This window comes from Mycobacterium interjectum, assembly GCF_900078675.2.
GTDB lineage: Bacteria > Actinomycetota > Actinomycetes > Mycobacteriales > Mycobacteriaceae > Mycobacterium > Mycobacterium interjectum.
The window spans coordinates 1389270-1412797 of the sequence record NZ_LT546237.1 but is presented as its reverse complement, the minus strand read 5'-3'; the positions used below and the strand labels follow the sequence as shown (position 1 = coordinate 1412797).

Here is a 23528-nt window from a genome sequence, read left to right as displayed (position 1 = left end):
TCACTCGACCAGGCCCGATGCGCAATGTGCTTGATTACACATGCTTACGATCTGGGCTTGCGGGTATCGGCTTTACTAGCGTGGTAGCTAACTGAACTCGCGCGACCAGGAGCCCCCGATCAGGAGCAGCCCGACCATGAGCACGCAGGCAGAAACAACTGCTGCACCCGAGCGTCGTCATCAAGTCGTCATCATCGGTTCGGGATTCGGCGGGCTCAACGCGGCAAAGAAGCTCAAGCACGCGAATGTCGACATCAAGCTGATCGCGCGCACCACCCACCACTTGTTCCAGCCGCTGCTGTACCAGGTCGCCACCGGCATCGTGTCGGAGGGCGACATCGCCCCGCCCACCCGGGTCGTTTTGCGCAGGCAGCGTAACGTGCAGGTGCTGCTCGGCGACGTCACGCACATCGACCTGGAGGGCCAGTTCGTCGTCTCGGATTTGCTCGGCCACACCTACGAAACCCCGTATGACAGCCTGATCGTCGCCGCCGGCGCCGGCCAGTCGTACTTCGGCAACGACCAGTTCGCCGAGTTCGCGCCGGGCATGAAGTCGATCGACGACGCCCTCGAGGTGCGCGGACGTATCTTGAGCGCCTTCGAGCAGGCCGAGCGGTCCCGCGACCCCGAACGTCGCGCCAAGCTGCTGACGTTCACGGTGATCGGCGCCGGCCCGACCGGCGTCGAAATGGCCGGGCAGATCGCCGAATTGGCCTCCCACACCCTGAAGGGTTCCTTCCGGCACATCGATTCCACCAAGGCGCGGGTGATCCTGCTCGACGCCGCCCCCGCGGTGCTGCCGCCGTTCGGCGAAAAGCTCGGCGAGCGGGCGGCGGCGCGGCTGGAGAAGATGGGCGTCGAGATCCAGCTCGGCGCGATGGTCACCGACGTCGACCGCAACGGCATCACGGTCAAGGACTCCGACGGCACCACCCGGCGTATCGAGTCCGCGTGCAAGGTGTGGTCCGCCGGGGTTCAGGCCAGCGGGCTGGGCGGAGACCTCGCCGAGCAGTCCTCGGTCGAACTCGACCGGGCCGGACGGGTCAAGGTGCTGCCCGACCTTTCCATCCCCGGGCATCCCAACGTGTTCGTCATCGGCGACATGGCCGCCGTCGAGGGCGTGCCCGGCGTGGCGCAGGGCGCCATCCAGGGCGCCAAGTACGCCGCCGCCGCGATCAAGGCCGAACTGGACGGCGCCGACCCGGCCGAGCGCGAGCCGTTCCAATACTTCGACAAGGGCTCCATGGCCACGGTGTCGCGGTTTTCCGCGGTCGCCAAGGTCGGTCCGCTGGAGTTCAGCGGCTTCATCGCCTGGCTGATGTGGCTGGTGCTGCACCTGGTCTATCTGGTCGGATTCAAGACCAAGGTCAGCACGCTGCTGTCGTGGACGGTGACCTTCTTGAGCACTCGCCGCGGCCAACTCACGATCACCGAGCAGCAGGCGTTTGCCCGCACCCGCCTCGAACAGCTGGCGGTACTCGCCGCCGAGGGCAAGCGTCCGGCGGCCAGGCGGGCGAGCTAACCCGCCAGCCGGTCGGCCTGCCAGGTGCTCAGCGTCCCGCCGCCGGCCAACGCCAGCACGGTCGATCCGTCGTCGACGGCTGTCGTCTCGAAACTCGTTGCGGGGTAGCGCAATTCGTTGATGGCGGCGCGGGGTGCCGAGATGTCGTCGTCGGCCAGCGATCCCGCGCCCAATTCCACCCGGTGGCGCAGCAGCGGAAGGCCGTCGCGGTCGGCGTGTAGTGATCCGGACCAGAACCCCTCGCGCTCACCGCATCTGCCGATCTGCACCCGTTCGCGAAACCGGAGCACGCCGCCGTCGTGCAGGGACAGCGCCGCGCTGGACAGGTGCCGGGCGGCGCCGGCGACCACGGTCGGCTCCAGGTCGACGTCGAGGCTCCCGGCCACCTCGATCGCCCAGTGGGCGTGCGACGTCGGGGTGCCCGCCCCGGGCAGGGCGACGGTGGCGGCGGCGCTGCGCAACTTCAGGCGGGCGCCCCGTTCGACGACGATGCGAATGTCGATGGTGTCGCCGCCCAGCGGGGTGGCGGCGGCCGACACCAAGTGCACCGTGGCGGCCGCGGTGCAGCGCGCCTGGATGCCGCCGCCGCGGCACTGGATGCGCGGCAACCGGTCACGGGAGGCGACCAGCACGACCTCGGAGTGCATCAGGTCACAGCGGCCAACTGGGCGCGCACCCAGGCCAGCACCTCGGTGGCCGCCGGGTCTTTGGTCAACGACTGCATGATCGTCGGTCTGCCCACGCGCACGGCGTCCGCGTCGCGGGCCATCACCTGCAGGTCCGCCCCGACCAACGGCGCCAGGTCAATCTTGTTGATCACCAACAGATCCGAATAGGTCACCCCGGGTCCGCCCTTGCGCGGCACCTTGTCGCCACCGGCTACGTCGACGACGAAGATCTGCACGTCCACCAAGCCCGAGGAGAACGTGGCCGTCAGGTTGTCGCCGCCGGACTCGACCAGGATGAGGTCCAGGTCGTCGTGGCCGGCGATCAGGTCGTCGATCGCGTCGAGGTTGGCGGTGATGTCGTCGCGGATCGCGGTGTGCGGGCAGCCCCCCGTCTGCACGGCCGCGATCCGGTCGTCGGGCAGCACCGCGTTGCGGCGCAGGAAGTCGGCGTCCTCGGTGGTGTAAATATCGTTGGTCAGCACCGCCAGCGACTTCTCACCGCGCAGCTGTCGGCACAGCGCGGCGACGAGCGCGGTCTTGCCGGAGCCAACCGGTCCCCCCACACCGATGCGCAGCGGCTCCCCCGGCCGCCGGAGCCGTTTCGGCCGATCGTGGTGCGTGTGCGGGTGGGCATGCAGGTGCGTTGACATGGTTGGCCTTTCAGGAGACGAAGAGGNCCGCGGGGGCCGGGGTGCGCGCGTCGGTTTCGCGGTCCGCGTCGTCGAGGGAGATCTCGCCGCGGTGCACCGCGGCCGCCACCGAGGCGGTGACCAGCCCGTGCGTGCGAATCCGGCGAACCAAAAACGCCTTGAGCGTGGCCAGGTCCGTCACCATCCCGCTGGTGACGGCCTCTTCGACGCCACCAGAGTGCACGTGTGCGCCGGTGGGCAGTCGCGAGTCGGCCAGTGCGAGCAGCGTGGCCAAAGGTAACTGGACCATCAGAACAGGAAATATCGTTGTGTCATGGGAAGTTCCGTCGCCGGCTGCTCCGGCCAGACCTCGCCGTCGATGCGCACGGTGAAGGTGTCGGGATCGATCTCGATGCTCGGCATGGCGTCGTTGAGCGGCAGGTCGGCCTTGCCGACGGAGCCGACGTCCTGGACGGGGACCAATCGCCGGTCGACGGCCAGTCTCTCGGCCAAGCCCGCTTCGATGGCCTGCGGCGCCACGAAGTGCACCGAGGTGGCGGGAGCCGCCGCGGCGCCGAACATCGGACGCGGGAGCACCGGCTGCGGGGTGGGGATCGACGCGTTGGCGTCGCCCATCGCCGCCCACGCGATCATGCCGCCCTTGAGCACCGCATGCGGTCGCACCCCGAAGAACGCGGGCTCCCACAGCACCAAGTCGGCGAGCTTGCCCACCTCCACCGAGCCGATCTCGTGATCGAGGCCGTGCGTGATCGCCGGGCAGATCGTGTATTTCGCGACGTAGCGCCGCGCCCGGTTGTTGTCGGCGGTGCCGTCGCCGGGCAGCGCGCCACGGCGGCGTTTCATCACGTGCGCGGTCTGCCAGGTGCGGATCAGGACCTCGCCGACGCGGCCCATCGCCTGCGAATCGCTGCCGATCATCGAGATCGCGCCGATGTCGTGCAGCAGGTCCTCGGCGGCCATCGTCGACGGCCTGATCCGGCTTTCGGCGAACGCAAGGTCCTCGGGCACCGCGGGATTGAGGTGGTGGCAGACCATCAGCATGTCCAGGTGCTCGTCGAGGGTGTTGACCGTGTGCGGGCGGGTCGGGTTGGTGGAACTGGGCAACACGTTCGGTTCGGCGGCGACCCGCATGATGTCGGGAGCGTGCCCGCCGCCGGCGCCCTCGGTGTGGTAGGTGTGGATCGAACGGCCGGCGATCGCGCCCAGGGTGTCCTCGACGAACCCCATCTCGTTGAGGGTGTCGGTGTGCAGCGCCACCTGCACGCCGGCCGCGTCGGCCACGGTCAGGCAGGCGTCGATGGCCGCGGGCGTCGATCCCCAGTCCTCGTGCAGCTTGAAACCCGAAGCGCCACCCCGCAATTGCTCCCACAAGCCGTCGGCGTTGACGGTGTTTCCCTTGCCGAGCAGCGCGAAGTTCACCGGCCACGAATCCAGCGCCTCCAGCATCCTGGCCAGGTGCCATTCGCCGGGGGTGACGGTGGTGGCCTTGGTGCCCTCCGCGGGCCCGGTGCCGCCGCCGACGATGGTGGTGACGCCGGACCCCAGCGCCTCGGGCATCAGCTGCGGACAGATCAGGTGTACGTGGCAGTCGATGGCCCCCGCGGTCAGGATTCGTCCGTTGCCGCCGATGATCTCGGTGGACGGCCCCACCACCAGGTCCGGGTGCACGCCCGACATGATGTCGGGATTGCCGGCTTTGCCGATGGCGACGATGCGGCCGTCGCGAATCCCAATGTCGGCCTTGATGATTCCCCAGTAGTCGATGATCACCGCGCCGGTGATCACGGTGTCGGGCGCGCCGTCGGCCCGGCTGGCGCGCCCCTGGCCCATCGACTCGCGCAGCACCTTGCCGCCGCCGAACACGGCCTCGTCTCCGGCCAGACCCGGTCCGCCGCAGCGGTCTTCGGTGATCTCCACCAGTAGGTCGGTGTCGGCCAGCCTGATCCGGTCCCCCGTGGTGGGGCCGAACAGGTCGGCATAGCGCTGCCTGGACAGCCGCGTCATGACGGGTCGAGCCGTCCGGGCGGGTTCAGGTCCAGGCCGTGCACCTCACGCCGTCCCCGCAGCGGCACCAGCCCGACCGTCCGGGGAATGCCCGGCTCGAAACGGACAGCGGCGGCCGCCGGAATGTCCAGCCGGTACCCGTGGGCCGCAGCGCGGTCGAACGCCAGCGCCGCGTTGGCCTGCGGCAGGTGGACGTGGCTGCCGACCTGCGCCGGGCGGTCGCCGGTGTTGACGATCTGCATCTCGAGCCGTTGCGCGCCGGCATTGATCTCGATATCGCCTGCGCCGTACAGGATCTCGCCGGGAATCATGCGATCGGGTGATGGACGGTGACCAGCTTGGTGCCGTCCGGGAACGTCGCTTCCACGTGCACGTCGTCGATCATCTCCGGTACGCCCTCCATCACGTCGTCGCGGCTGAGCACCTCACATCCGCTGGCCATCAGCTCGGCGACGCTGCGGCCGTCCCGCGCGCCTTCGAGAATATGGTCGGTGATGACGGCGGTGGCCTCGGGGACGTTCAGCCGCAACCCTCGCGCCCTACGCCGCCGAGCCAGCTCGGCGGCGTAGGACAACAGCAGTCGCTCTTGCTCGTGCGGCGTGAGAAGCATGTCGTGGTAGATCCTGCCATTGCGCGGCGGTAGGTGACACCTCGAGTCAGGCCCGTTGCGGAATGGCGTCGGCGTGGGCGGCCTCGCTGTTGGCGTAGGCCCGGGCCGACACCATGTAGAGCAGGCCGACGCCGATGATGATGCCCGCCATCAGCAGAACGACGTAGTTGTCATACCAGGGGGCGTCGGGCGTGCGCGGCCAGCAGATGTTGACGATGGCCGCGACGCCGTAGGCCAGGGCGCTGACATTGATGAGCATTCCCCACCGGCCCAGCCGGTATTTGCCGGACGGCTTCCAGCCCTTCAGCCTTGCCCGCAGGGCGGCCAACACCACCATCTGGAACCCGAGGTAGACGCCGACCGTGCCGAAACTGACCAGCTTGTTGAGCGGGTGCTCGGAGACGATGGTCCCGATGATCAGCGCGCCCGGGACGAGGACCGCGGCCAGCAGCGCGAACGGCGGCACGTGCCGCTTGTGGTCGAAGCGGGCCAACAGCCGGGAGCCGAAGATCATCCCGTCGCGGCCGTAGGAAAAGATCAACCGGCTGGCGGCCGCCTGCAGGCTCAGCGCGCACGACACGAACGAGATCAACACGATGCCGAGCACGACCCTCGATCCGACGTCGCCGAAGGCGCTTTGCAAAACGGTCGAGATGGGGTTGGTGTCCTCACCGCGGATGACCGCGCCGAAGTCGGTCACCGACAGGATGAGGCTCAGGCACACGAACGTGGATGCCGCCCCGCCGACATAGATGGTGCGGCGCATGGCTTTCGGGATCTGGATGCCGGGGTTGCGGACCTCCTCGGCCACGTCGCCGCACGCCTCGAACCCGAAGAACTGATAGAAGCCGATGAGGCTGGCGGCCAGGAACGCGTACAGGAAGCTGTGGCTGCCCTGGGCGTTGAAGCTGTGGAACAGCACACCCAGGCCGTGGGCCCGGTGGGTGATCAGCAGCCAGACGCCGACCACGAGCGCGCCGATCAGCTCCGCGGTGAAGCCGAAGATCGCGAAGTAGCCGAGGATCTTGGTGCCGGTGAGGTTGATGAGGGTGGCCACCGCCAAAACCGCCAGCGCGCAGAAGATCTTGGCCAGCGCGGTCGGGCGGAACCCGACCATGGCGGCCAGGTAGGGACCCGCGCCGAAGGCCGCATCCGCGATGAGCGCCAGCAGGCAGAACATGTAGACCCATCCGGTCATCCATGCCCATTTGCGGCCCCACAGCCGCCGCGCCCAGGGGTAGACGCCGCCGGCCACCGGGAACTGCGCGACCACCTCGCTGAACACCAGCGCCACCAGCATCTGGCCCGCGCCGACGATCAGCAGGCTCCAGATCATCGGCGGACCGGCGGTGGCCAAGGCGAACGCGAACACCGTGTAGATGCCGACCACCGGCGACAGGTAGGTGAAGCCCAGCGAAAAGTTGGCCCACGGGCTCATGTCGCGCCTGAACTCCGAGGAGAATCCCAACGCCTTCAGCTGGGCGAGGTCCTCGTCCTCATGCGCGGCGTCGGGCACCGCCTCGGGGGCCGTACCCTTGTGCGCGATCGCTGGTTCCACATCGACGGCCGGGTCGCTCTTTAAGCTTTGGTCAGACCCGGCGAACTTCATGAAAAACAATTGAACCGACCCCAATCATCGAAACCTGTTGTACAAATGCGGTCTTCGCGACTACTTCTGCGTGCCCTCCTTAATCAGCGTCGCGGCCGTGCGCTTGAGCACATCGCGTTGCCTGGTCACGTCCGCGACCGCCTTGCGGAGCTGGGCGAGTTCTTCCCGTTCGCTGACCGCGCCGTCGCCGTCCGCGGGCGCCCCCGGCTTGACCCACGGGGCCGCGGGATCCTCCTGCTCACCGGGCAGCGCCGCGACCACCTTGTGGCGGGACCGCGCCCGTGGCCCGTCGCCGCGTGGCGCGTTGACGACGCTGGCCACCGGGCCCATCGGGGGCATGCCCCCGTAGAAGGTTCCGGGCGCGGCAAGCCCGGCCAGCGGCGAGCCGTCGGCGGCGGTGGCCGGCAATGCCGTCGCCGCCAGCCGGATCGCCGGGGAGCTGCCCCACGACGGCGGCACCGACAGGTTGCCAACCGTGGCCGCCCCGCCCAGGGCCGCCGATGCGCCCGACGAACTCACCAGATTCGACCCGAGCCCGGCGCCCAGCGCTCCGGCCCCCGGCACGTCGGACGCTGCGGCCGCCGGGGCCGTCAGCGCGTTCACCAACGGATTCCAGCCCGCGGCCACCGGCGGCGCGAGGGTCAGCATCGCGCCGGACGCGTCGAAGTTCAGACCCTCGGAGAGGATCTGATAACCCGCCGTGCCGGCGCTCAGCGTGTGGAACGTCTGGAACGGATAACTGTTCAGCGTGCTCAGGATCGGGTTCGGCCCGTTGAGGTAGTCGATGATCGGATTCGACGGGGGGGCCGATGCCGCCGGTGCCGACATGCCCTGCAGCAGGTTTGGCACGTTGGCAAGCGTCGATTGGGTGCTCGAGCCGGTCGCGGTGGTGGCGGCGTTGCTGACCGCAGGGCCCTGACTCGCCGTCCCGGCCTGGTTGGTGGTCGGCGGCGGTGTGCCGAACGCCGTCAACCTCGTGGCCGCCGCCGACGCCCCGGCATAGCCGTACATCGCCGCCGCATCCTGCGCCCACATCTGTTCGTATTGCGCCTCGGTGCTGGCGATCGCGGGGGTGTTCTGCCCAAAAGTGTTGGTGGCCACCAGCGACGCCAACAACGCCCGGTTCACCTCGATCTCCGCCGGAGGCACCGTGGCCGCAAACGCCGCCTCGTAGGCCGCGACCGCGGAGCCGAGCTGACCGGCGGTCTGCGCGGCCTGGGCGGCGGTCGCGGTCATCCACGACAGATACGGCGTCAGCGCCACCGTCATGGTTTCCGACGACGGACCCACCCAGGGCCCGCCGGTGAGCCCGGACACCACCGCGCGATACGAGCTCGCCGTCGAACCCAACTCGGCCGCCAGCGTCTCCCACGCCGCCGCGGCCGCCGTCAGCGAGCCGGCCCCCGGACCCGCATACATCCGGGCGGAGTTGACCTCCGGCGGCAACCCCGCGAAATCCAGGATGCCGATCACAGCATCGCCTNTTCATCGCCTGGGTTAGGCCGGACTGCGCGCTCGGCCCGGCCGCAGACGCCGCGGCCTGGCTGACCGCGGCGGCCTGCGTGGCCGTACCGCCTTGGTTGGTGGTCTGCGGCGGTGAGGCGAAGGGAATCAGCTTCGTCGCCGCCGCCGACGCCCCGGCGTAGCCGTACATTGCCGCCGCGTCCTGGGCCCACATCTCGGCGTACTGCGCCTCGGTGGCCATGATCGCGGGGGTGTTCTGCCCCAGGAAGTTGGTGGCCACCAGCGCGGCCAGCAGGGCCCTGTTCACCTCGATCTCCGGTGGCGGCACGGTCGCCACGAATGCGGCCTCGTAGGCCGCGATCGCCGACTTGAGCTGACCGGCCGCCTGCTCGGCCTGCGCGGCCGTGGCGCTCATCCACGACATGTACGGCGTCACCGCCGCGAGCATCGTGGTCGACGACGGACCCACCCACGGCCCGCCGGTGAGCTCGGACACCGCCGAGCGATACGAACTGGCCGCGATATTGAGTTCCGCGGCCAACCCGTCCCAGGCCGCCGCGGCGGCCACCATCGGCCCCGAGCCCGGCCCGGCATACATGCGTCCGGAGTTGACCTCCGGTGGCAATGCCGCAAAATCCAGCGTCACAAGTCCCCCTGGTAAGGCCGCCCGACGCAGGCTCTGCTGGCCGGGACGCCCGCGCGAACGAAGGCTGGGCGCTGGTTTTTGAACGCCCGGCGATGCGCGCGATATGGTGTCCCCCGCGATGTGCACGACAGCGCACCAACGTGCACCTTGCCGTACCAGCGTCCAGATCGCCGCACAATGACTACATGGTGACGCAGCTCGCTGTAATGGCGCTGGCTAACGCCTGAGAAGTAGCTGAAAATGAACTGCCGTCGCGCTTGGGCATCCGGCCGCAGCGCCCGCCAGCTAAGGTTCAAGCGCCCTTGTCCCGAGCGGCGGGAGCGCGCCATGCGATTGGTTCAGCCGCAGCGGGGTACGGCGGCACACGCATGAAAATGCTTGCATAACAGACCGTTTACGCAATCGGAAACCCCGCATGGGGAGCTTCCGAAGTTCGCGCACCCGGGCTCCGCCCGAAGCCCAAGCCCCCCGCCGCGCGCAACCGCGACGCGAACCCGGTCGATGGTGCCAGCGCCGACACCTCCGGCCCCCAACGGCTTTGCCAATTTCATATCCAGCAATTGGCAGCCGCCGTCCGGGGCGGAGGCTTGGTGAAACTCGCGCCGGCGGCTAGTCGCTATAGGGTCCCCACGCGTGCCGCTTCATGGCGGCCGGCTTCTTGCCGAGCTTTCCGGCGCGCACCATGACGGCCAGGCTGTCGAGGATGACCCGGCTGCTCATCAGCGCGGTCTGCTCCGCCCAGTCGTAGGGCGGTGAGCACTCCACCACCTCGATGCCGTTCAGTCCGGGCTCGGAGATCATCCGGATCAGGTTCAGCGCTTCGCGCGGCAACAGGCCACCGGGCTCGGGCCAGCCGGTGCCGGGCACGAAGCCGGCGTCGATGACGTCAATGTCGAACGACAGGTAGACCGCCTTGGCGTCCTTCCACGCCGTTTCGAGCGCGATTTCGGCGATCTTTTCGATTCCGACGCGTTCGACGTCGCCGACCGTGATCACGGTGCTGCCGCGCTGCCGGCCCACCTGCACGCCGGCGCGCGGGGCTTGCCAGCCGCCGATGCCGATCTGGACCAGGTTGGTGGCCGGCGCGTTCTTGATGTTGGTGGCGTGGAACCACGGCGTGGTGTGCATCCGCTCGTCGAGATCGGTTTCCTGGGTGTCGACGTGGCGGTCGAAGTGGATGATGCCGACGTTGCCGTCCATGTGCGGGGCCAGACCTCGCACCGTCGGGAACCCGATCGAGTGGTCGCCGCCCAGGATCACCGGGAACACGCCCTTCGACACCACGTGGGACATGGCCGTGCTGATCTGGTCGAAAGACTTCTCGATGTTGGCCGGAATGGTGACCACGTCGCCGATGTCGACGATGTTGAGTTGTTCCCGCAGGTCCACCCCGAGTTCGTAGCAGTAGGTGCCGAACAGGTTGGTGGAGCGGCGGATTCCCATCGGCCCGAACCGAGTACCCGGCCGATAGGTGGTCCCGGCGTCCAGCGGCGCCCCGAAGACCGCCACCTCGGCGTCGCCCACGTCGTTCACGTCCTCCAGGAACGGGCACTTGAGGAACGTGCCGCGCTCCCCGGCGAAGTGCGGCAGCTCGCCGCGGGAAAAGGTGGACAGCGTGCGGTCGTTGATCGTGGGGGCCGCTTCGAGGCCGTGGGCCAGGCACCGCTCGATCTCTTCGCGATGCCGGCGGGTGGGGAGTTCCGCCTCGGCCTGCTGCGCCCAGCTACCTTCCCGGTTGGGAATGTCGGCCTGTCCGGCGAACGGGTTTGTCATCAATGTGTCCTCTCGTCGCGAACCAATTCACGGCGGAGGATGCCCCGACGACCGGCGTCTAAGCGGAAGACGGGTTCAAGACCCACTTTTGGGTGAACCGGCGCGCCAGGCATCCCGCGGTCGCCGTCTTGTCGCTTTCCGGGTACGGCGAACTCGTCCGGGCGGCCGCTGCGGCGCGCCGCTATCGAAGGTACCGGCTCGGCCGGCGGCTGCAACTTCTCCGGTGGTCGTGTCGCGCAGCGGCGACCGGCTCTGCCCGGGCGTGGTGGTCCGTACGTCTCTGGCCGCTAATGCGTTCATGAATGATGTTGCAGGGCAACGTCTCTAGCGGAGGACTGTGCGCAAGCATTCGCCCGCAGGCTCGAGGCGTTCGTGAAGACTCGGCCGAACGGAACGAGTGCACGCCGGTCCGAGAACCGGATTCAGAGCGTCGGGATTTCCCTTGCGGAACAGGAATTTTCGGCGACCGAGCACCGCGTCGGGGGAAGCCTCGGTAACGCCTGGCCGACTGCTGGGAACTTGCTGGGAATTATGCCTCGAGGTTCTGCAGCCGCACCTGGCCGCGGGCCACCACCCGATCGGTGTCGTCGGTGATCGTGACGAGCCACAGCTGCTGACGCCGGCCGCGGTGAATCGGTTCGGCGCTGCCGTACACCGTCCCGGAGCCGATCGAGCGCAGGAAGTCCGTGTTGTTGTTGACGCCGACCACGTTGCCGCCGTCGCCTTTCGCGTTCAGCCAGGTGAAGGCGGACACGCTGGCCATGCTCTCGATCATCGAGCAGTAGACGCCGCCGTGCACGAGGCCCATCGGCTGCAACAGCTTCGGTGTGACCTCGAGCTGCGCGCGGGCGCCGTCGGGGCCCAGCTCGGTGAACCGCAGCCCCAACTCGGTGTCGAACGGCGCGGTGAAGTTCGGCGGCAACGTCGGGTCGGGCGGCGGTGGCACGTTATGTGTCTACACCATTGGCGACCCGGCGCCGCCGGGGCGGAACGCCTGCCCGTAAAACGGGCGAGCCCCGCGCCGGGCGCGGGGCTCGCCGATCGAGTAGACCGGGGGTCGCTGCAGCCCTCAGGACTCTGCCACGGTCATTGTCGCTCGACCGAGATCAGCATAGGCAAGGCTGCCCTAATTTCGCAAGGTACGTTTTCACCGAACAGGTCGCATCGGGAACGTGTTGGTACGACCGTCAGTAGTAAGCGGAGTACGCTTATTTCGACGCTCAGGAGATGAACGCACTATGGCCAAGCTGACCCGGCTGGGGGATCTGGAACGCGCCGTGATGGATCATTTGTGGTCCACGGCCGAACCCCAAACCGTCCGCCAAGTCCACGAAGCGTTGTCTGCGCGGCGCGACCTGGCATACACGACGATCATGACCGTCCTGCAGCGGCTGGCCAAGAAGAACCTGGTCTCCCAGATCCGTGACGACCGCGCCCACCGCTACGCACCGGTGCACGGTCGCGACGAGCTGGTCGCCGGGCTCATGGTCGATGCGCTGGCGCAGGCGGAGGACTCCGGGGACCGGCGGGCGGCGCTGGTGCACTTCGTCGAGCGGGTGGGCGCCGACGAGGCCGAGGCGCTGCGGCGCGCACTCGCCGAACTGGAAGCCAATCAACGCAACAACACGCCGTCGGCTGGCGCGGCGGCGGAGGACTGAGGGAGACTAGCAGCGTGTCCGCGCTGGCCTTCACCCTCCTCGCGGTGCTGTTGGTCGGCCCGGCGCCGGCCCTACTGGCACGCGCGACGTGGCCGTTGCGCGCCCCGCGCGCCGCGATGGTGCTGTGGCAGGCGGTCGCCCTGGCCGCGGTCCTGTCGGCGTTCAGCGCCGGCATCGCGATCGCCAGCAGGCTGCTCGTGCCCGGCCCCGACGGGCGGCCCACGGCCAGCGTCATGGGCGCCGCCGCCCGGCTGGGCTGGCCGCTCTGGGCGGCCTACATCGCAGTGTTGGCGTTGACCGTGGTGGTCGGCGCCCGGCTGATGGTCGCCGTCCTGCGGGTGGCCATCGCCAATCGCCGCCGGCGGGCCCATCACCGCATGGTCGTCGACCTGGTCGGGGTCGGGCACGACGCGGCCACCGCCCAGCCGTGCGCCCGCACGCGCGACCTTCGCATCCTGGATGTTCGGCAGCCGCTCGCCTACTGCCTGCCCGGGGTCCGGAGCCGGGTCGTGGTCAGCGAAGGAGCGCTGAGCGCGCTCGCCGATGAGGAAGTCGCGGCGATCCTCACCCACGAGCGAGCCCACCTGCGGGCCCGCCACGATTTGNGGCGGCCCCAGCACCGTGGTGCGGGTGCGGCGGCTGTCCGGGCGCGGCAACAGCCTGAGGCTCTCGGCGGCCGCGTACCTGGCCGCGGCCGCCGTCATGGTGGTGCCCACCGTCGCGCTGGTCGTCCCGTGGCTCACCGAGCTGCGCCGGCTGTTCAACCTCTGACGCCCGCTGCGAAGAGCCAATCAGCCCGGGCGGATGGGTGACCGCTGTGCCACAGTGTGACCGAAAGCTTTTCGGAAGTTAGTTCCCCGACACTGAGAGGCCAACAGATGAGTGCCCCGACTTCCAAGGACGCGAAGACCGGTACCGCGCAGATCGGCGTCACCGGCCTGGCCGTGATGGGATCGAACATCGCCCGCAATTTCGCCCACCACGGCTACACGGTCGCGTTGCACAACCGGTCCGTCGCCAAGACCGACGCGTTGCTCAAGGACCACGGCGACGAGGGCAAGTTCGTGCGATCGGAGACCATCGCGGAGTTCCTCGACGCGCTGGAGAGGCCGCGGCGGGTGCTCATCATGGTCAAGGCCGGCGACCCCACCGACGCCGTCATCAACGAGCTCGCCGACGCCATGGAGGAAGGCGACATCATCATCGACGGCGGCAACGCCCTCTACACCGACACCATTCGCCGCGAGAAGGCGATGCGCGAGCGCGGCCTGCACTTCGTCGGCGCCGGCATCTCCGGCGGCGAGGAGGGCGCGCTCAACGGGCCGTCGATCATGCCGGGCGGACCCGCAGAGTCGTACACGTCGCTGGGCCCACTGCTCGAGGAGATCTCCGCGCACGTCGACGGCGTGCCGTGCTGCACGCACATCGGGCCCGACGGCGCGGGGCACTTCGTGAAGATGGTGCACAACGGCATCGAGTACTCCGACATGCAGCTGATCGGCGAGGCCTACCAGCTGCTGCGCGACGGGCTCGGCAAGACCGCGGACGAGATCGCCGACGTGTTCGACGAGTGGAACTCCGGCGACCTGGACAGCTTCCTGGTCGAGATCACCGCCCAGGTCCTGCGCCAGAAGGACGCGAAGACGGGCAAGCCGCTCGTCGACGTCATCCTCGACGAGGCCGAGCAGAAGGGCACCGGCCGCTGGACCGTGAAGTCGGCCCTGGACCTCGGTGTCCCGGTGACCGGGATCGCCGAGGCCGTGTTCGCCCGCGCGCTGTCGGGTTCGGTGACCCAACGCAAGGCGACCACCGGGCTGGCGTCCGGCCAGCTCGGTGAAAGGCCCACCAACGCAACGCAATTCGTTGAGGACGTCCGGCAGGCCCTCTACGCGTCGAAGATCATCGCCTACGCCCAGGGCTTCAACCAGATTCAGGCCGGCAGCGCCGAATACGACTGGGGCATCACGCCCGGCGACCTGGCCACCATCTGGCGCGGCGGCTGCATCATCCGGGCGAAATTCCTCAACCGGATCAAGGACGCGTTCGACGAGGACCCCGACCTGCCGACGCTGATCGTCGCGCCGTACTTCCGCAGCGCGATCGAGGCCGCGATCGACGGCTGGCGCCGCGTCGTGGTGACCGCCACCCGGCTGGGCATCCCGATCCCGGGCTTCTCCTCGGCGCTGTCCTACTACGACGCGCTGCGCACCGAGCGGCTGCCCGCGGCGCTCACCCAGGGGCTGCGCGACTTCTTCGGCGCGCACACCTACGGCCGCACCGACGACGACCCGGACAAGCGCTTCCACACCCTGTGGAGCGGTGACCGCAGCGAAGTGCCCGCGTAGCTGGCCTGCGTGTAGAAGCGCCGAAAGGGGGCAAGCCGACTGACATGAGGTTCTTGGACGGACACCGGCCGGGCTACGACCTGACCTACAACGACGTCTTCATCGTGCCGAACCGGTCCGAGGTGGCGTCGCGCTTCGACGTCGACTTGGCCAGCACCGACGGCTCCGGCACCACCATTCCCGTCGTGGTCGCCAACATGACCGCGGTGGCCGGCCGGCGGATGGCCGAGACGGTGTCGCGGCGGGGCGGCATCGTGATCCTGCCCCAGGACCTCCCGATCACCGCGGTGCAGCAGATGGTGCAGTTCGTCAAGAGCCGCGACCTGGTGCTCGACACCCCGGTGGTGCTGGAGCCCGACGACTCGGTGTCCGACGCCATGGCCCTGATCCACAAGCGCGCGCACGGCGTCGCCGTCGTGTTGTTCGAGGGCCGTCCCATCGGTGTGGTCAGCGAATCCTCCTGCCTGGGCGTGGACCGGTTCACCAGGGTGCGCGACGTCGTCGCCACCGACTTCGTCACCGCCCCGATGGGCACCGAACCCCGCAAGATCTTCGACCTGCTCGAGCACTCCCCGATCGGCGTCGCGATGGTGACCAACGCGGACGGCACGCTGGCCGGCGTGCTCACCCGCACCGGGGCGATCCGCGCCGGGCTGTACACGCCGAACACCGACGCCCGCGGGCGGCTGCGGATCGGCGCGGCCGTCGGCATCAGCGGTGACGTGGGCGCCAAGGCCCGGTCGCTGGCCGAGGCCGGCGTGGATCTGCTCGTGATCGACACCGCGCACGGGCATCAGGTCAAGACGCTCGACGCGATCAAGCTGGTGGCCGAGCTGGAGCTCGGTCTGCCGTTGGCGGCGGGGAACGTGGTGTCGGCGGAGGGCACCCGGGATCTGCTGGGCGCGGGGGCGACCATCGTCAAGGTCGGCGTCGGGCCGGGCGCGATGTGCACCACCCGGATGATGACCGGCGTGGGCCGCCCCCAGTTCTCCGCCGTACTCGAATGCGCTTCCGCCGCAAGGGAAGCCGGCGGGCACGTGTGGGCCGACGGCGGCATCCGCCATCCCCGCGACGTGGCGCTGGCGCTGGCGGCCGGAGCGTCCAACGTGATGATCGGGTCGTGGTTCGCCGGGACGTACGAGTCGCCCGGAGACCTGATGCGTGACCGCGACGACCAGCCCTACAAGGAGAGCTACGGCATGGCGTCCAAGCGGGCGGTGGTCGCGCGCACCGGCGATGAGACCGCGTTCGATCGCGCCCGCAAGGCACTGTTCGAGGAGGGCATCTCGACGGCGCGGATGGGGCTGGACCCCGACCGCGGCGGCGTCGAGGACCTGATCGACCACATCACGTCGGGAGTGCGGAGCACCTGCACCTACGTCGGCGCGTGCACCCTGGCCGAGCTGCACGAGCGCGCCGTCGTGGGCGTGCAGTCGGCCGCGGGGTTCGCCGAGGGGCATCCGCTGCCGTTGGGCTGGTGAGCGCGCTAAGTCGCCGACGGTCGTTCAGCCCGCTGGACGTCTTGGCTACCATGTGAATTCACGTGAGTTTTCGGCCGGCAGCAAAGCGCTGCGCCGCATCGAGGGAAAGGGATGACGTGCCGCAGGCACGCGTCGAGGCCCCGCCACCGAGCCGGGCCTTCCGCAGGAAGCGGTCGTGAACGTCGCCCTCACCGCGGTCAGCCTGCTGGCCATCGCGCTGCTCATCTTCGCCAACGGGGTCTTCGTCGCGGCCGAATTCTCGCTGACCGCGCTGGACCGCAGCGTGGTGGACGCCAACGCGCGCGCCGGTGGCCGCCGCGACCGCTTCATCCAGCGCGCCCAGCAGCGGCTGTCGTTTCAGCTGTCGGGCGCCCAACTGGGCATCTCCACCGCCACGCTGGCGACGGGGTACCTGACCGAGCCGCTGGTGGCGGACCTGCCGCATCCGGCGTTGAGCTCGATCGGCGTCCCGAACCGGCTGGCCGACGGGATCATCGCGTTCCTGGCGCTGGTGGTGGTGACGTCGGTGTCGATGGTGTTCGGTGAGCTGGTTCCCAAGTACCTCGCCGTCGCGCGCCCGCTGTCCAGCGCCCGCGCCGTCGTGGGCTTTCAGTTGCTGTTCTCGCTGCTCTTCACCCCGGCCATCCGATTGACGAACGGCGTGGCCAACTGGATCGTCCGCGAGCTGGGCATCGAGCCGGCCGAGGAGCTGCGCTCGGCCCGCTCGGCGCAGGAACTGGCGTCCCTGGTGCGCAGCTCGGCCCGCAGCGGCACCATGGACGCGGCCACCGCCGTGCTACTGCGGCGATCGCTGGAGTTCGGCGAACTGACGGCCGAGGAGCTGATGACGCCGAGGTCGAAGATCGTCGCGCTGCAAACCGACGACACGGTCGCCGATCTGGTTGTCGCCGCCGCCGAGTCCGGCTTCTCCCGGTTCCCCATCGTCGACGGCGATCTCGACGAGACCGTCGGCATCGTGCACGTCAAGCAGGTGTTCGCCATCGCGCCGGCCGACCGCCCGAAAACCCTGCTGACCACCCTCGCGCAGCACGTTCCGGTGGTGCCCTCGACGCTGGACGGCGACGCGGTGATGGCCGAAATCCGCGCCAATCCGCTGCAAACGGCGATGGTCGTCGACGAATACGGCGGCACGGCCGGCATGGTGACCGTCGAGGACCTGATCGAGGAGATCGTCGGCGACGTCCGCGACGAACACGACGACGCCACCCCCGACGTCGTCGCGGCCGGCACCGGCTGGCGGGTGAGCGGGCTGCTGCGCATCGACGAGGTCGCCGCGGCGACCGGATATCGGGCCCCCGAAGGGCCCTACGAGACGATCGGCGGTCTGGTGCTGCGCGAGATCGGCCACATCCCGGTGGCCGGGGAGACGGTGGAGCTGACCGCCCTGGACGCCGACGGCCTGTTGGATTCGTCGATGCGCTGGCGGGCGACGGTGGTTCGGATGGACGGTCGTCGGATCGACGTGCTCGAGCTGCAGGAGCAGGACGGGACCGCCACGGGACAAGGCCCCCGATGAACGACACGCTGGGAGTGTTGCTGGCGATCCTGCTGATCGGGGTGAACGCGTTCTTCGTCGGGGCCGAGTTCGCCTTGATCTCGGCCCGGCGCGACCGCCTCGAAGCGCTGGCCGAGCAGGGCAAGGCGCGCGCGGTCACGGTGATCCGGGCCGGCCAGAATCTTCCGTCCATGCTCGCCGGCGTGCAGCTGGGCGTGACGGTCGCCTCGCTGCTGCTGGGCCGGATCGGGGAGGCCGCGGTCGCGAACCTGCTGCGTGGCGCGTTCGGGCTGACGGGGATGCCACCGGCGCTGCTGCACACGGTGTCGCTGGTGATCGCGCTGGCGATCGTGGTGACGCTGCACGTGCTGCTGGGCGAGATGGTGCCGAAGAACATCGCGCTGGCCGGCCCCGAGCGCGCCGCGATGCTGCTGGTTCCGCCCTACCTGGCCTACGTGCGCGCCGCGCGGCCGTTCATCGCGTTCTACGACAAATGCGCCAACGTGGTGCTGCGCGCGCTGCGTGTCGAGCCCAAGTCCCAACTCAGCCTGGCGATTTCGACCACGGAGCTGAGGGTGATGATCAGCGAATCGGTGTCGGAAGGCCTGCTGGATGCCGAGGAGCACGGCAGGCTGACCCGGGCGCTGCAGCTGCGCCACCGCACGGTCGGCCAGGTGGCGCGGCCGCTGGCCGAAATCCAGGCGGTACCGGTGGCCACGGCGGGCTCCGGGCCGACCGTGGGCGCGGTCGAACACGCCCTGGCCCAGACCGGATACTCGCGGTTCCCCGTCGTGAACCTCGACGCGCAGTTCATCGGCTACGTCCACATCAAGGATGTGCTGACGCTCGGCGACGACCCGCAGACGGTGATCGACCTGGCGCTGGTGCGACCGCTGCCGCAGGTCCCCCGGTCGCTGCCGCTGGCCGACGCGCTGTCGCGGATGCGCCGCAGCAACAGCCACCTGGCATTGGTGACCGATGACAACGGAGCCGTCGTGGCGATGGTGGCGATGGAAGATCTGGTGGAGGACCTCGTCGGCGCCATGCGCGACGCATAGTCGGCCTGGCCGGCGGGTGAGGCCCGACGCAGGCCGTATGATCTCCAACGGCTACCAGTCACCGAGATGCTGGAAAGCAGAGGGTCCCGGCCCGCGGAACATGCGTTGCCCGCAGCGGCCCTCAGGCCCGCCGCGGCGCCATCGTTGTGGCTGGAGCCCGGCGTGACCTGCAGTTGTGGGTCGGCCGGGTGACGGTCGTCAGGCCGCCGGTCGGTAGGCTGACGTCAATACCTGTTGAGGCCGGTGAGGTCCCGCGTGGCCCATTACGGAGCCCGTTATGGAGGAGAAAGATGACTGATCGCGTGTCGGTGGGGAACCTGCGCGTCGCCAAAGTGCTCTACGACTTCGTGAACAACGAGGCCCTGCCCGGCACCGATATCGACCCGGACAGCTTCTGGGCGGGCGTCGACAAAGTCGTCGCCGACCTCACTCCGCAGAACCAGGATTTGCTCAACCGCCGCGATGAGCTGCAGGCCCAGATCGACAAATGGCACCGCCAGCGGGTCATCGAGCCGATCGACACACAGGCCTACCGCGCGTTCCTGACCGAGATCGGTTACCTGCTGCCCGAGCCCGCCGACTTCAGCATCACCACGTCCGGCGTCGACCCCGAGATCACCACGACGGCGGGCCCCCAGCTGGTGGTGCCGGTGACCAACGCCCGCTTCGCGCTGAATGCCGCCAATGCCCGGTGGGGCTCGCTGTACGACGCCCTGTACGGCACGGACGTGATCCCGGAAACCGACGGCGCCGAGCAGGGCACCAGCTACAACAGGGTGCGCGGCGACAAGGTGATCGCCTACGCCCGCCAGTTCCTCGACGAGGCCGTGCCGCTGGCGTCGGGTTCGTGGGCGGACGTGACCGGCCTGAGCATCGACGACGGCCGGCTGAAGGTTGACCGCGGCGGTGAGTCCACCGGTTTGGCCCAGCCCGAGAAGTTCGTCGGATACAGCGGCGAGCTCGGCTCCCCCGACTGGTCGGTGTTGCTGACCAACAACGGCCTGCACATCGAGATCCTGATCGACCCCTCCTCGCCCATCGGCAGGACCGACCGCGCCGGCATCAAGGACGTCGTCCTGGAGTCGGCGGTCACCACGATCATCGACTTCGAGGACGCGGTGGCCGCCGTCGACGCCGACGACAAGACCGCCGCCTACCGCAACTGGCTTGGCCTGATGCGGGGCGACCTGGCCGCCGAGGTCGACAAGGACGGCAAGACGTTCACCCGGGTGCCCAACCAGGACCGGCACTACACCACCCCCGACGGCGGCGAGCTGGTGCTGCCCGGGCGCGCGCTGCTGTTCGTCCGCAACGTCGGACACCTGATGACCAACGACGCGATTCTCGACGCCGACGGCAACGAGATCTTCGAGGGCATCCAGGACGCGCTCTTCACCGGGCTGTGCGCCGTCCACGGGCTGAAGGCCACCGACGCGAACGGCCCGCTGGTCAACAGCCGCACCGGCTCCATCTACATCGTCAAGCCCAAGATGCACGGCCCCGACGAGGTGGCCTACACCACCGAGCTGTTCAGCAGGGTCGAGGACGTGCTCGGGCTGCCGCAGACCACGCTCAAGGTCGGCGTCATGGACGAGGAGCGGCGCACCACCGTCAACCTGAAGGCGTGCATCAAGGCCGCGGCCGACCGCATCGTGTTCATCAACACCGGATTCCTGGACCGCACCGGCGACGAGATCCACACCTCCATGGAGGCCGGTCCGATGGTCCGCAAGGGCGCGATGAAGACCCAGCCGTGGATCCTGGGCTACGAGGACAACAACGTCGACACCGGCCTGGCCGCCGGGTTCGCCGGGCACGCCCAGATCGGCAAGGGCATGTGGACCATGACCGAGCTGATGGCCGACATGGTCGAGCAGAAGATCGGCCAGCCGAAGCAGGGCGCCAGCACCGCCTGGGTGCCCTCGCCGACGGCGGCCACCCTGCACGCCATGCACTACCACAAGGTGGACGTCATCGAAGTGCAGAACGAGCTGGCCGGCAAGAAGCGGGCGAGCATCGATCAGCTGCTCACCATCCCGCTGGCCAAGGAGCTGGCCTGGGCCCCCGAGGAGATCCGCGAGGAGGTCGACAACAACTGCCAGTCCATCCTGGGCTACGTGGTGCGCTGGATCGACCAGGGCGTGGGGTCCTCGAAGGTGCCCGACATCCACAACGTCGCGCTCATGGAGGACCGCGCCACGCTGCGGATCTCCAGCCAGCTGCTGGCCAACTGGCTGCGGCACGGCGTGATCACCAGCGAGGACGTCCGGGCCAGCCTGGAACGGATGGCCCCGATGGTGGATCAGCAGAACGCCGGTGACGCGAAATACCTGCCGATGGCGCCCAATTTCGACGACAGCGTCGCCTTCCTGGCCGCCCAGGAGCTGATCTTGTCCGGAACGCAGCAGCCCAATGGCTACACCGAGCCGATCCTGCATCGGCGCCGGCGGGAGTTCAAAGCCCGCGCCGCCGGTGGCTGAAACCGGCTCGACGATGCGGTAAGTAGCGCGGCCGATGACTAGAATCTGGGCCGAGTCCACAACATCTCACATGGTGAAAACAATTCACATGATGAGTCGACGGAAAGGCGGCGGGCACCGGTATGGGTAGGCACAGCATGCCCGACCCGGATGATGCCGTCGATGAGCCGGCTGACGAATACTTCGCCGACGATCTGGACGCTTCCGACGACACGGGTCACCATCACCGCGATGGCGCGGCCGATGAGCATTATTGGCGCGCAGGCGATTACGTCGACGAGGGCTTTCCCGGCGAGGGCGATAACCCCTATCCCGCCGCCGAGAAGTTCGCGCCCACCGCCGACGACTATCCGGAATTCCCGCCGCGTAGCCCGGGTCCGGCGGGCGCTGGGCCGCCGGCCTCCCCGCCGTCGCTGTCGTCCCGGTTACGGGGCGGGCACCGGGGCCTCGGCGAGCGCCTCGGCGGCCACCGCAGCGAGGGCGGGCGGCGCGGGGTCAGCATCGGGGTGATCGTCGCGCTCGTCGCCGTCGTCGTCGTGGTGGGCACCGTGATCCTGTGGAGCTTCTTCGGTGACGCGTTGTCGCACCGCTCGCACAGCGCCGCCGCGCGCTGCGTCGGCGGCAAGGAGTCGGTCGCCGTCATCGCCGACCCGTCGATCTCCGAGCCCGTGCAGCAGCTCGCCGAGGGCTATAACGCCACGGCCGGCCCGGTCGGCGATCACTGCATGGTGGTCAGCGTCAAACCGGCCGGCTCCGACGCCGTGCTGAACGGATTCGTCGGCAAGTGGCCTTCGGATTTGGGCGGCCAGCCGGCGTTGTGGATCCCGGGCAGCTCCGTTTCCGCCGCGCGGCTGGCCGCCACCGCGGGCCAGAAAACCATCACCGAAAGCCATTCGCTGGTGACGTCGCCGGTCATGNGTCGCGGCCGCCTCGGTTCCGGCCGGTGCGCCGGCTACGCAGGGCACCGGCGCCGTGCGCACGTTGCTGAGCGCGCAGCCCAAGCTGGCGGACAACTCCCTGACCGAGGCGATGAACGCGCTGCTGAAGCCCGGCGACGCGGCGAGCGCGCCGGTGCACGCGGTGGTCACCACCGAGCAGCAGCTGTTCGCGCGCGGCCAGTCGATGTCCGATGCCAAGAGCACGCTGGCCTCCTGGCTGCCGCCGGGACCCGCGCCCGTCGCCGATTTTCCCGCGGTGCTGCTCAGTGGCTCGTGGCTGACGCAGGAGCAGACCTCCGCGGCCAGCGGATTCGCCCGCTTCCTGCAAAAGCCTGAGCAACTCGCGAAGCTGGCCAAGGCCGGCTTCCGGGTCAACGGGGTCAAGCCGCCCAGCAGCCCGGTCACCAGTTTCCCCGCGCTGCCCGCCACCCTGTCGGTGGGTGATGACGCGATGCGCGCCACGCTGGCCGAAGCCATGGCCGCCCCGTCGAGCGGACTGGCCGCGACCATCATGCTGGACCAGTCGATGCCCGCCGATGAAGGCGGAAAGACCCGGCTCGCCAACGTCATCGGCGCGCTGCGCGACAAGATCAAGTCGTTGCCGCCGACCGCCAGCGTGGGGTTGTGGACCTTCGACGGCCACGAGGGTCGCTCGGAGGTGCCCGGCGGACCGCTGGGTGACCCCATCAACGGCCAGCCGCGCTCGGCGGCGCTGGCGGCGGCGCTGGACAAGCAGTATTCGTCGGCCGGCGGCGCCGTGTCGTTCACCACACTGCGCATGATCTACCAGGAAATGCAGGCCAATTATCATGCGGGGCAGGCGAATTCGATCCTGGTGATCACCTCGGGGCCGCACACCGATCAGACCCTGGACGGCGCCGGCCTGCAGGACTTCATCCGTAAGAGTGCCGACCCGGCCAAACCGATCGCGGTCAACGTCGTCGACTTCGGCGGCGACCCGGACCGGTCAACATGGGAAGCCGTCGCTCAGCTCAGCGGCGGTGGCTACCAGAACCTGGCAACCTCGGCGTCCCCCGACCTCGCCGCGGCCCTCAACACGTTTTTGAGCTAAGGGCGACACCGCCGGGTCACCGGAGGTGTCGCGG

General features: G+C 69.1%; 16 protein-coding genes, 4 pseudogenes and 1 riboswitch. Of the genes and pseudogenes, 9 read left to right on the top strand and 11 right to left on the bottom strand.

Going from position 1 to position 23528, the window contains the following annotated elements:
* Positions 1–136: 136 nt before the first annotated feature.
* On the top strand, positions 137–1522 hold the full coding sequence (locus tag BN4348_RS40970) for an NAD(P)/FAD-dependent oxidoreductase (protein ID WP_066912586.1): 1386 nt from the start codon (positions 137–139) through the stop codon (positions 1520–1522).
* On the opposite strand, the gene BN4348_RS40965 is transcribed toward BN4348_RS40970, so the two are convergent.
* The 11 genes and pseudogenes from BN4348_RS40965 to BN4348_RS40915 form a co-directional block, all read right to left on the bottom strand.
* Complete coding sequence (locus BN4348_RS40965) at positions 1519–2169, bottom strand: urease accessory protein UreD (protein ID WP_066912584.1); 651 nt, start codon at positions 2167–2169, stop codon at positions 1519–1521. The two genes, BN4348_RS40970 and BN4348_RS40965, sit on opposite strands and share 4 nt — an antisense overlap.
* Complete coding sequence (gene ureG, locus BN4348_RS40960) at positions 2169–2840, bottom strand: urease accessory protein UreG (protein WP_066912583.1); 672 nt, start codon at positions 2838–2840, stop codon at positions 2169–2171. Before ureG ends, BN4348_RS40965 begins: the two co-directional genes overlap by 1 nt.
* Positions 2841–2853: 13 nt before the next feature.
* Positions 2854–3129, bottom strand: a pseudogene (locus BN4348_RS40955) (urease accessory protein UreF); the annotation flags it as partial.
* The gene (locus BN4348_RS40950; RefSeq protein ID WP_066912581.1) at positions 3129–4844 is read right to left on the bottom strand and encodes an urease subunit alpha; all 1716 of its coding nucleotides are present in this window, start codon (positions 4842–4844) and stop codon (positions 3129–3131) included. The gene BN4348_RS40950 and the pseudogene BN4348_RS40955, both read right to left, overlap by 1 nt.
* On the bottom strand, positions 4841–5155 hold the full coding sequence (locus BN4348_RS40945; protein WP_066912579.1) for an urease subunit beta: 315 nt from the start codon (positions 5153–5155) through the stop codon (positions 4841–4843). The genes BN4348_RS40950 and BN4348_RS40945 overlap by 4 nt, the downstream gene beginning before the upstream one ends.
* Positions 5152–5454 carry an urease subunit gamma gene (locus tag BN4348_RS40940; RefSeq protein WP_066912577.1) on the bottom strand — a complete coding sequence of 101 codons (303 nt, stop codon included), beginning with the start codon at positions 5452–5454 and terminating at the stop codon, positions 5152–5154. Before BN4348_RS40940 ends, BN4348_RS40945 begins: the two co-directional genes overlap by 4 nt.
* 46 nt (positions 5455–5500) lie before the next feature.
* The gene (locus tag BN4348_RS40935; RefSeq protein WP_084454141.1) at positions 5501–7063 is read right to left on the bottom strand and encodes an APC family permease; all 1563 of its coding nucleotides are present in this window, start codon (positions 7061–7063) and stop codon (positions 5501–5503) included.
* Between the two features lie 60 nt (positions 7064–7123).
* On the bottom strand, positions 7124–8524 hold the full coding sequence (locus tag BN4348_RS40930; RefSeq protein WP_235852878.1) for a PPE family protein: 1401 nt from the start codon (positions 8522–8524) through the stop codon (positions 7124–7126).
* 31 nt (positions 8525–8555) lie between these two features.
* Positions 8556–9167 (bottom strand): annotated as a pseudogene (locus BN4348_RS40925) (PPE family protein); the annotation flags it as partial.
* Between the two features lie 615 nt (positions 9168–9782).
* Complete coding sequence (locus BN4348_RS40920; protein WP_066912571.1) at positions 9783–10946, bottom strand: agmatinase family protein; 1164 nt, start codon at positions 10944–10946, stop codon at positions 9783–9785.
* A 117-nt stretch (positions 10947–11063) separates the two neighbouring features.
* Positions 11064–11126: riboswitch (guanidine-III (ykkC-III) riboswitch) on the bottom strand.
* Positions 11127–11475: 349 nt separating this feature from the next.
* Positions 11476–11892 carry a PaaI family thioesterase gene (locus BN4348_RS40915; protein WP_066912569.1) on the bottom strand — a complete coding sequence of 139 codons (417 nt, stop codon included), beginning with the start codon at positions 11890–11892 and terminating at the stop codon, positions 11476–11478.
* A 292-nt stretch (positions 11893–12184) separates the two neighbouring features.
* Here BN4348_RS40915 and BN4348_RS40910 point away from each other — a divergent pair, with 292 nt between their 5' ends.
* From BN4348_RS40910 to BN4348_RS40875, 8 genes and pseudogenes are all read left to right on the top strand, one after another.
* A complete protein-coding gene (locus BN4348_RS40910; RefSeq protein ID WP_066912567.1) occupies positions 12185–12604 on the top strand; it encodes a BlaI/MecI/CopY family transcriptional regulator in 420 nt (139 codons plus the stop codon).
* 14 nt (positions 12605–12618) lie between these two features.
* A pseudogene (locus tag BN4348_RS40905) lies at positions 12619–13375 on the top strand (M48 family metalloprotease).
* 107 nt (positions 13376–13482) lie between these two features.
* The gene (gene gndA, locus BN4348_RS40900; RefSeq protein WP_066912564.1) at positions 13483–14949 is read left to right on the top strand and encodes an NADP-dependent phosphogluconate dehydrogenase; all 1467 of its coding nucleotides are present in this window, start codon (positions 13483–13485) and stop codon (positions 14947–14949) included.
* 44 nt (positions 14950–14993) lie between these two features.
* Complete coding sequence (locus BN4348_RS40895; protein ID WP_066912563.1) at positions 14994–16430, top strand: GuaB1 family IMP dehydrogenase-related protein; 1437 nt, start codon at positions 14994–14996, stop codon at positions 16428–16430.
* A gap of 175 nt (positions 16431–16605) precedes the next feature.
* Positions 16606–17967, top strand: coding sequence for a hemolysin family protein (locus tag BN4348_RS40890; protein ID WP_066912562.1), 1362 nt, complete (start codon positions 16606–16608; stop codon positions 17965–17967).
* Entirely contained in the window at positions 17964–19004 is a 1041-nt protein-coding gene (locus BN4348_RS40885; RefSeq protein ID WP_066912561.1) for a hemolysin family protein, read from the top strand. Before BN4348_RS40890 ends, BN4348_RS40885 begins: the two co-directional genes overlap by 4 nt.
* Before the next feature lie 290 nt (positions 19005–19294).
* Complete coding sequence (locus tag BN4348_RS40880) at positions 19295–21484, top strand: malate synthase G (protein WP_066912559.1); 2190 nt, start codon at positions 19295–19297, stop codon at positions 21482–21484.
* A gap of 122 nt (positions 21485–21606) precedes the next feature.
* A pseudogene (locus BN4348_RS40875) lies at positions 21607–23494 on the top strand (hypothetical protein).
* Positions 23495–23528: the final 34 nt, after the last annotated feature.